Below are 10,543 nucleotides of genomic sequence, written 5' to 3' on the forward strand. Positions count from 1 at the left end.
ATTTTAACTCCTAGTCTTGTGACAAATATGTTTCAATCTTTGACTTGTTATTTCTTTTCAAGTGCCTATCTCAAAATATACTTCCCATCTTTGACTTATTATTTATTTTCAGATGCCTAATATTATTTATATTTCACTTTTATCCATACATAGAAAGATAGGTATCACCAATTTTCAATGAATGGACTAACATTTTAACATTTTAAAATGTTAAAATGTTAGATATTTAAATAGTTTCCATTACAACTTTTTAAAAAGTTATAATGCTATATATAATGTTACATATATGAACTAAATAATTCTTTTATGAAAATTACTAAATTCACTAATGTGAAAACATCACTTACTTGTGATATGGAGAAGCGTATCTATGGAGAACCAAAATTGTAATAAGGGATTAAAACTATGAAATCAAGCCAATGATATAAAAAGTATCATTGGCTTATATTATATTTTGGGAGGGAAATGATATGGTTATAGTAAAGATCTAATAATAAATTATCAATACTATATCAAATTCTTTAAAAAGAAAATTCAACATAACTAAAATCATTAAAGAAAGATGGAGCAATTATTGCTTCATCTTTTACTTTCAAAACCTTTCACCAACTGTAAGTGTTTTATTTTAGGAACTCCATTTATAATAATTATATAAGATAAGAATTAGTAATAAATTAAATTCCAGAGTTTTATTTGTTAGCTATGAGGTGAAAGGTGATTATAATGATAGAGAGAATATTAGAAGTTAAAGACTTAAAAAAATATTATGGTAAAAAAGATTTTGCAACTAAGGCTTTAGATGGAATCGGTTTTCAAGTAATGAATGGTGAATTCATTGGAATTATGGGAAGTAGCGGTTCAGGAAAAACAACATTGCTTAATTGTATTGCAACCACAACTCACCCTACAGAAGGTAATATTTTATTAAACGGAGAGAGAATCGAGGATTTTAAAGGAAATAAATTAGCAGATTATAGAGGAAATAAGATAGGTTATCTATTTCAAAACTTTGAGTTGCTAGAAAATTTAACTGCAAGGGAAAATATGTTACTTCCAATGGCTATTCATAATAAATTACAGAATAATAGTAAGGTAGAAGTAGAAAGATTAGCAAAGTATATGGAGATTACAGATATATTAGATAAATTTCCTAATGAAATTTCAGGTGGACAAAAGCAACGTGTTGCAGCAGCAAGAGCTTTAATTTTAAATCCACAAATTATTCTTGCAGATGAACCTACAGGAGCATTAGATTCTAAAAATGCAAAAGTATTAATGCAAAAGCTGTCTGATTTAAATGAGGATCAAAAAACAACTATTTTAATGGTTACTCATGATGCAAATGTAGCTAGCTTTTGTTCAAGAATTTTATTTATACAAGATGGAAAGCTTTTTCATGAGCTAAGACGTAAAAAGCCAGAGGAATCTAGACAAGATTTTTATGAAAGAATACTTCTAGTTATGGCACAACTAGGAGGTGGAAGTGCAAATGTTTTATGATTTAGTTAATAGAAATAGTAAGCGAAATAGAAAAGAAAATGGATTGTTTTTTGTATCATTAATCATAGCTATTATTGCATTTTATATTATTTTATCCCTTGAGAAACAAGATGTTATTATATTTTTAAGGACTATGGAAAGTCAGGCTCTAGATAAATTATTTTTATTGATTCCAGCTTTATATGGATTGTCCTTATTTATTTTATTTTTTCTTGTATATTTTGCAGGTAAATATCAGTTAGATAGAAAAAGTAAAGAACTTGGAATGTATTTAATGCTTGGTATGAAGCGTAGTAAGTTATTATTAATGCTTTTTGCAGAAGAATTATGGAATAGTGTATTGTCATTACTAATTGGTATTCCAATTGCAATCTGTATATCTGAAATTATTAGTTTAGTAACAGCTAAAATTGTAGGGTTAGGTATAATTGGACATAATTTTTCATTTTCATTTTCAGCAGTTATAGGAACTATTATAGGATATTTTATTATTAGATTTGTAGCACTTGTTATTTTAAGTGGTAAATTTTCAAGAAAAGAGGTCACAGAATTACTTTCAGAATCTCAAGGGGAAAAGAAAAGAGAAATAAATAATGTAATTGTTAGTATTAAATTGGTTTTAGGAGTAATATTACTTACATATTCATTTGCTATAGCAATTAGGGGATTATCATGGGAAAATATAAAGTTAATGGGGATTACAGTGATATTAGGCCTAGGTGGAATCTTTTTATTATTTCAAGGTATAGGTGTTCTATTTGAAATAATACTTAAAAAGAAAAATAACATAAGTGGATTAAAAATGTTCACCTTTAGACAATTACAGGAATCAGTATTTTTAAAGGCAAATACTTTAGCTATTTCATCACTTTTAGTTTTGATGGCAATTAGCTGTTTTGCATATGGTATTCCAGTAAGATACTTATTTAATTCAAAGGGAGCTCATGTTATAGACTACACATTTGAAGCAAAGGAAGAGGAAGTGAAGTCAGTAATAAATAAGTTGGAGTTAAATGGGAATATTGATGGGCTATATGATATGAATATAGGAATTTTTCATGATAATAGTTTTTCAGCAAAAGATTTGATAAGTGCAGTAGAAAATCAAAAGGATGAAGGCGGTAAAGATATTTTATTAAACAATCTTCAATATATGGATAGACCATATTTAATTAGTGTAACTTCATATAATAAGCTTTTAGAGTTACAAGGAAAGGAGGAAATTATATTAAAGGATAATGAAGTAGCTCTTTATAATGATCCAGAGTTTGAAGTTGGAGCAGTAGCAGTAATGGAAAATGCTTTAAAGGAAAGACCTACTTTATATTTTGATGATGAAGAATATAAGTTAATAGATAAATATTATACTGATAGCATTGTAACCGATAGATTAATTACTATTAGCTATGGCTTAATAGTGCCGGAAACAGTTTTTAATAAATATACTAGTGAAAATAATGTTAGCACTTATTGGAATGCACCTCTAAATGAGAAATTTGTTAAGGAAAATGGTTTAATGCAAGCTATTAGTGAGGTTAATAAAAAACTTAACACTACTAATATACGTTATGAAAGTTATATTCAAAATATAGGAAGAGAGTTATTTTATACTGTTGCAGCAAGTTATACAACTATTTATTTAGCAGTTATTTTTCTAATAATAGCAAATACAGTTATGGGAGTACAATTTTTAATGCACCAACAAAAAACAAAGAAGAGGTATCAATCATTAACATACTTAGGTGAAAACTATGAAATGCTATGTAAATCTGCAAGAAATCAAATTTCTTGGTATTTTTCACTACCAATAGCAATTGCAGCAATAAGTAGTATATTTGCAGTAAGATCATTATTTACAGGTATTATGACAAAAGCAATGAAGGAGCAAGTTGGTAAACTAATGGTTATTTCAATTCCTATTATTGTCTTAATGTGTGTGATAGAATTAATTTATATGCAATTTGTGAAGAAAAGCAGTGATAAAAATATTTTAAAGATAATGGATATAAAAAGAGAAGATAATTAGAGGTGATAATGGTGAAGAAGATTTTAATTGTAGAAGATGAGCTTTTTATGAGAGAAGAGCTTCAGTGTATTTTAGAAAAGGAAGGTTATGATACCTTTTGTATAACTAAATTTTCAAATGCAATAGATGAGATTATAGCTGCTTCACCAGACCTTGTATTATTAGATTTAAATTTACCTAGAATATCTGGGTTTGAAATATGTAAGGGAATCAGACATAAAAGTAATGTTCCAATACTTGTTTTAACAGGTCGTGATCAAATGAAGGATGAGTTACATGCTCTTGATATTGGTGCAGATGAATATATAAATAAACCTTGCCATAAAGAACGCTTATTAGCAAGAATAGCAAATTTGTTACGTCGTTTAGAAGATAGAAAGCACTTTGCAGAAATAAAGGATATTAGCTTAGATTTACAAACCTATACTATTAATGTTAAAGGTAAAGCTATGATTTTACCTGATAATCAGGGAAAGATTATGGAGCTATTACTTGAAAATTACCAAAAGCTTGTCACTAAGGAGATGCTATTTAAGAATCTTTGGGGGACAACAGAACATATAGATGAAAATGCTCTTCATGTTAATATGACTAGACTAAAGAAATCATTACACAATTTAGATACTGATTATAAGATAAGTACAATTAGGGGTAAAGGTTATTCTTTAGAGCCTATAGGAGATAAGAGTAATGGTTAAAAGATTAAGAGGAGTGCTTGAAAAAAATAGACTTTGGATTGTTGTTATACTTACATTGAACTTTATATTTGGAGGATTACTATGGTTAAGTAATGATAAAGCTTTTATTTATATTTTTCCTACAATGGTTATTGGTTCTTTAATTTTATATTGTGCTACGGCATTTAGTATCTATAAAAATGATTTAAAAAGAGAACAAGCAATTAGTAGGTTTTTAGATGAGCCCACTAAAGATATAGAAAATGAAATTATCAGTTTGTTTCATTATGAAGAAGCGCAAGTAATAAAAGATATAGGTAAAATTTTAAGACAGAATCAAAATACTATAAATATTCATAAGCAAGGAATCGATGAGTATGAAGAGTACATAGAAGCTTGGGCACATGAGATAAAAACGCCTTTAGGGTTAATGACCTTTGTACTAGATAATAGAAAAGAGGAAATATCACCAGTAGTATATAAAAGATTACAATATGTAAGAACAAAAATGCAAGAGGATATAGAAAGAATGCTATATTATGCAAGACTAAAATCGACTTTTAACGATTACTTTTTCAAAGAGCTATCATTAAAAGAGAGTTGTATAGAAGTAATTGAAGAATATAAAGTAATACTACAGGAAAAAGGCATAGATGTAATATTAGACATTAAGGATTATAAAGTACTATCTGATAAAAGAGGAATTCAATTTATTATAAGGCAAATAATTAGTAATTCAGTAAAATATAAAAATATTGAAGTAAGTGATCCACAGATAGTTATTACTTCAGATGAAAATGAGAAAAATATAAACCTTACTATAAGAGATAATGGAATAGGAGTTAAGGCATATGATTTACCATTTATATTTGAAAAAGGCTTCACAGGTGAGATTGGAGAACAAAGAAAAAATTCAACAGGAATGGGATTATATTTAGCAAAACAAGTAGCTGAAGGCTTGAAAGTTGGCTTAGAGGCAAATGATAATTATACTGATGGGTTTGAAATTTCATTAGTATTTCCTAAGGTAATTGATTGAATAAGGCATTTGAAAATAAATAATAACTCAAAATAGACGAGCATTCTGACTTANNATTTTTTGAAGATGCCTTAATGAAAGATAGATTAAGATATAGCACGTAGATATTGAAGTTCAGTTAACTAAAAAGGATGATGAATTCCAACTTGTGTAGGTGAATATATCGAAAGCAATAGAATAACGATGATGATGCTATAGAAATTGGTATAATAATTACAGGACAAAAGAAAGCTTAGAAAGTCGGGATGTCAATCTTTGATGATAGTAAGATTAGATTAACGAATTGTAAGGGGGGTAAAAATCATGGAATGGATTGAAAGTATTAGAGAAGCTATTTCTTATATTGAAGATAATATTACCAAGGATTTATCCATAAAAGAAATTGCAGATAGGGTAAATATTTCTCCTTTTTATTTTCAAAAAGGATTTGGAATGTTATGTGGCTATTCCTTAAGTGAGTACATTAAGAGAAGAAGACTTGCACTTGCCGGCAGTGAGGTTTTATCTACTAATGGAAAAATAATAGATATTGCAATAAAGTATGGATATGATTCTCCAGACAGCTTTACTAAAGCTTTTACAAGATTTCATGGGGTTACACCATCTGCGGTTCGTAAAGAGGGTGCAATGATAAAGTCCTTTGTTGCCCTTAAAATCAAATTTTCATTGGAAGGTGGATATATTATGGATTATAAAATACTTGAGAAGGATGCATTTAAGGTTGTAGGAGCATCTAAGAAATTTAAATATGATTCAGCATTTATGGAGGTACCTTCATTCTGGAATGAGCATATTTCACAAGGAAAGTTAAAGGATATATGCGGAATGTATGGCATTAACATTGATGAGGAAATGGGTGGTAATGAATTTGAGTACCTTATTGCAGAGGATTATTCTAAAGAGAAAGAGGGTATGGAAGGATATATAGTTAAAACAATTCCTAAGTTTACTTGGGCTATTTTCCCTTGTTATGGACCAAGCCCAGCATCAATTCAAGAAACGAATAAGAAAATATTTTCAGAGTGGTTACCAAACTGTAGAGATTATGAGATTACCGCAGGTTATAATATAGAAATGTATAGTGATCCAAGTGAGTATGAAAAGGGGATTTTAGATAAAAATTACTATAGCGAAATTTGGATTCCAGTAAATAAAAAATAGGGCTTAATTAAGATATTAGGATATAGAAGCTTTTTTTAGATAGGACGAAAAAGGATGGAGGCAATATTTCAATGTCATTTAGTTAACCAAATGATATTGGGCTTAGCCTAAAAAGTAAGATATGAAAATATGAGGGTACTGAAAAAGTTTAAGTTTTCAGTACCCTCGTTTTTAAACAGTTTTTTTCAACGAACTGTTATTTTTATAAAAATATATAATTAAAACTTGAAGTTGAAACAATAGTATCTATATTGTATATGGGAAAGTCTAAAATTTTTTACTTACGGTGCGGTGAACTGTATCATAAATGACGTAGACTTTGGTCTAAAGTCTTGACGTGAGTACTGTTTATAGCACTAGTATAGGATATAGATGGAAAAGGAATTGAAAAATAGTGATTCAGTAAACATATCATATGAAGTGGTAAAAAGTTCATTGAGTAAATTCAATAAGCTACTAGAAATCGCTGTTCTGGAAGATAGAAAACTTTTAGGGTAAAGCTACTACTCTTACAATGGGTGGTAGCTTTTATGTAAAAAATGATATAGAAATATTCTCTACTATTGTAATTTAATTTTCTGATGTCTAAAATTAGATTAAATAGAACTTAAAAAATAAAGCATGTAAATAAGGAGTGTAGTAATGAACAGTTTACTAGCAACAAAAATAAATGACTTTATGGAATTATACTGTAATACATGGGCATTTAGTGGTTCGATATTAGTAGCTGAAAAGGGTGAGACTATCATTAAAAAAGGCTATGGACAGGCGTCTATAGAACATAATATTCCAAATACACCAAAAACAAAGTTTAGAATTTGTTCCATAACAAAACAATTTACCGCTATGGCAGTGATGATGTTACAAGAAAAGGGATTGCTGAGTGTCAACGATAACATTTATAAGTTCTTTCCTGAATACCAGGAATTGGACAAGAGAATAACCATACATCATCTTTTAACTCATACTTCCGGTCTTCAATATTTATTTGGACCAAACTTTCCAATAATGTATAGTAAATCAAAGCATACACATGAAGATATGTTTAATGTATTTAAGGATAAACCTCTTTTGTGTGAGCCAGGAGAAATTTGGAATTACTCTAATTACGGATACTATTTACTTGGATGGATTGTTGAAAAGGTTTCAGGTGTAACCTATGATGAGTTTTTAAAGAAGAACATTTTTGAACCGTTAAATATGAATAATACTGGTATTGAAAAAAATAAAGCAATTGTACCAGAGCTAGCTAATGGGTATTATCTAAATGATAATGATTTAATGCATACTGATTATGTAAACATGGATACAACTTTTGGATCTGGAGAAATCTACTCTACAGTTGAGGACATGCTAATATGGGATCAAGCTTTATATAATGGAGGACTTGTTTCAGAGGAAACACTTGATACTGTATTTTCGCCATATGCGAATTCAGGAGAAAGAGGTACTGAAGATAATGATTATGGATATGGATGGTTTATAGATAAAATGTACGGACGTAAGAGGATAAGTCACGACGGTGGTGGGTTGGGATTCACAACTGAATTTCACAGATACATCAATGAACAAGTAAGTATTATTGTATTAAGTAACTATGGATTTACAGCAGTTTGGCGTATTGCAGATATCCTTGCTGCTATAATGTTTCAAGAGGAATATCAATTTCCAAGTAGACCATTAAAATATGATTTAGATTCCAAAATATATAAAGAATATATGGGGATATATAAAGGTGACGGCATAAAACTCACTGTGGGAAGGGACAAAGAAAAAATGTTTTTTATTCTAGATGATGAATATATTATACCTATGTATCCAATATCAGAAACTAAATTTCATCATACTTGGATTGATGAGAGTTATACCTTTTCTAAAGATGAGAATGGGGAGCTAAAAAACAATAATTTTATATGCTTAATTATACTATAAGAATTTTTATTCGAGACTATCTTATAAAAGCTATTGTAGTGAAAACAAATAATATTTAAATAGTAGTAAAAGTCTACGTTATTCTTGTTACGGTGAATCTTATCATAAATAGGTGTAAAAACTAGTCTTAACCATTGATATTGCTTGGTAGGGCTATTTTTATAAGTAAAAATACCGTATCAGAAGTAAGGTTGAAAAATAGGGCTTTTATAAGTAACATTAAATAATCCAAAGATATCTTAACTATCTTTGGGTTATTCATTATTATACTATAAAGTTATAATATAACTTTGAGTGTAATCTAATGTAACCGTAGCTTGGTTAAAGTGAATTTCATAAAGAGATAAGTGTTCTCCAACCTCATTTATTGTGATTTCATAATCAGAGATTTTTTTTATAAATTCATCTTTTAAATCAAATATCGTTAAATGACTTTTTTCAATGGTTGCATTGTTAACTCTAACATGTTCATTTCCAGTATGAGGTATAGTGGTAAATGCTACTACATCATTTTTAGCAAACTCCTCAACCTTTGAATTATCTGAGAATGTTGAAAAGTATACTACTCCTTTCTTTGAAATATTGTAGTAAAAATTAACGATTCGAACATTTGGAATATTATCTACACTTGTTGCTAAAGCTAACTCCTTTTGAGATGCCATAATTCTATTAAACTCTTGTGAAAAATTCATTTACAATCTCCTCCATATTAGGTATATTATTTTTAATAATATAAATATATCACAGTAAATCTGACATCATTATGTCAAGGTTATAAAATAAATGTATACATGATTTCAAGGAGAGATATTATTGAAAATAGATAGATTGATATCCATTATTATGGTGTTACTAAATAATGAAAGAATAAGTGCAATAAAATTAGCTGAGATGTTTGAAGTTACACCTAGAACCATTTATAGGGATATAGATACAATATCTTTAGCAGGGATACCAATAATTACTCATACTGGAGTAAATGGCGGTGTTAGTATAATGCCTGAATATAAAGTTGATAAAAAACTTTTTACAGCATCAGACATTTCAACACTTCTAATGGGACTTTCTAGTGTTTCAACAACATTATCCAATAAAGAGATTATAGGTACATTAGAAAAAGTTAAAGGACTACTTCCTAAAGAACAAGTTAGAGATCTAGAATTAAAGTCAAATCAAATAACAGTTGATCTTACTACATGGATGGGGAATAAAAGTTTTTACCCAAAGCTTGAGAAAATAAAAAATGCGTTAAGTGAGAGTAAATATTTATCATTTGAATATTATGGAGGAAATAGAGAAAAAAAAGAACGTTGCATAGAACCATATAAATTAATATTAAAAGAAGCAAATTGGTATTTACAAGGATATTGTATGTTAAGAGAAGATTTTAGAGTATTTAAATTATCTCGAATTTCAAATATTGAAATATTAGAGTCAACATTTATACCAAGAGAGTTTCAAGAAAAGATATTAGATGGAAGTGGATGGATAGATAAAAGACTTACTAAAATTAAGCTTTTAGTTGATTGGTCTCTGAGAGAACAAATGGTTGAAAGATGTGGAGAAGAGAATATAGAAGCTTATGGAAATGATAAGTTTATTGTTGAATTTCCTTTTGTAGAGGATGACTTAGGATATAATATTTTAATTGGATTTGGAGACAAATGTGAGTGTTTAGCTCCAGAAAATATACGTATAGAACTTATTAAGCGTATTAAAAGATTGTTGTATGTTTATGAAAACTAATATTTATTTTTAAGATCTCATTTGTAACTGTTACGGAGAACCATATCATAAATAAGTGAGTAAAGAGTTTCAAATCATGGTGGAAGAGTACAAGATCAATGTCCAGCAACTGCAGAACCTTTGTAACAGCATTTTATGGTGGAGCAGAAAGATACATTGGATGATGAAACAATAGCTTTAAAAATAGGGTTAGATATAGAAGAGATTAAAATTTAAGACATGAACTTTAATACAGGTAGGCTTTAAAATAGGCCTATCTTATTTTTATGGTAAAACCTTTATTTTACAATAAATCATTTATTTGGTACTATATTAGTGTATAAGTTACAAGGCATCTTTAAAAAATAAATAAGTCAGAATGATCGTCTATTTTGTGTTATCTGATGACTACACGCTCTAATACTCCCATCGCACTCTGTGAAAGCGATTAGCACCAAATCAGAGATTTGGGCTCTCTGCTTT

The 10,543-nt window shown here is 28.8% G+C and carries 8 protein-coding genes; 7 read left to right on the plus strand and 1 reads right to left on the minus strand.

The features are described 5' to 3' along the window. Nucleotides 1–723 precede the first annotated feature (723 nt). The 6 genes from B3W71_RS11555 (at nucleotide 724) to B3W71_RS11580 (ending at nucleotide 8,335) form a co-directional block, all read left to right on the plus strand. The gene (locus B3W71_RS11555) at nucleotides 724–1,500 is read left to right on the plus strand and encodes an ABC transporter ATP-binding protein (RefSeq protein ID WP_346889080.1); all 777 of its coding nucleotides are present in this window, start codon (nucleotides 724–726) and stop codon (nucleotides 1,498–1,500) included. Beyond that, a complete protein-coding gene (locus tag B3W71_RS11560) occupies nucleotides 1,490–3,526 on the plus strand; it encodes an ABC transporter permease (protein ID WP_346889081.1) in 2,037 nt (678 codons plus the stop codon). Before B3W71_RS11555 ends, B3W71_RS11560 begins: the two co-directional genes overlap by 11 nt. A gap of 11 nt (nucleotides 3,527–3,537) precedes the next feature. Continuing rightward, entirely contained in the window at nucleotides 3,538–4,224 is a 687-nt protein-coding gene (locus tag B3W71_RS11565) for a response regulator transcription factor (protein ID WP_346889087.1), read from the plus strand. Beyond that, nucleotides 4,217–5,242, plus strand: a complete 1,026-nt coding sequence (locus B3W71_RS11570; protein ID WP_346889082.1) for a sensor histidine kinase — start codon at nucleotides 4,217–4,219, stop codon at nucleotides 5,240–5,242. The genes B3W71_RS11565 and B3W71_RS11570 overlap by 8 nt, the downstream gene beginning before the upstream one ends. 303 nt (nucleotides 5,243–5,545) lie before the next feature. After that, complete coding sequence (locus tag B3W71_RS11575) at nucleotides 5,546–6,403, plus strand: AraC family transcriptional regulator (protein ID WP_346889083.1); 858 nt, start codon at nucleotides 5,546–5,548, stop codon at nucleotides 6,401–6,403. A gap of 642 nt (nucleotides 6,404–7,045) precedes the next feature. Further along, nucleotides 7,046–8,335 (plus strand): serine hydrolase domain-containing protein, encoded by a 1,290-nt coding sequence (locus B3W71_RS11580; RefSeq protein WP_346889084.1) that lies wholly within the window; start codon nucleotides 7,046–7,048, stop codon nucleotides 8,333–8,335. 269 nt (nucleotides 8,336–8,604) lie between these two features. On the opposite strand, the gene B3W71_RS11585 is transcribed toward B3W71_RS11580, so the two are convergent. Continuing rightward, nucleotides 8,605–9,027 carry a pyridoxamine 5'-phosphate oxidase family protein gene (locus B3W71_RS11585; RefSeq protein WP_346889085.1) on the minus strand — a complete coding sequence of 141 codons (423 nt, stop codon included), beginning with the start codon at nucleotides 9,025–9,027 and terminating at the stop codon, nucleotides 8,605–8,607. A gap of 121 nt (nucleotides 9,028–9,148) precedes the next feature. Here B3W71_RS11585 and B3W71_RS11590 point away from each other — a divergent pair, with 121 nt between their 5' ends. Then, entirely contained in the window at nucleotides 9,149–10,081 is a 933-nt protein-coding gene (locus B3W71_RS11590; protein WP_346889086.1) for a YafY family protein, read from the plus strand. Nucleotides 10,082–10,543: the final 462 nt, after the last annotated feature.

The sequence above is a fragment of the Clostridium sp. UBA1056 genome (assembly GCA_002316385.1).
Classification (GTDB): Bacteria; Bacillota; Clostridia; order Clostridiales; family Clostridiaceae; genus Clostridium_J.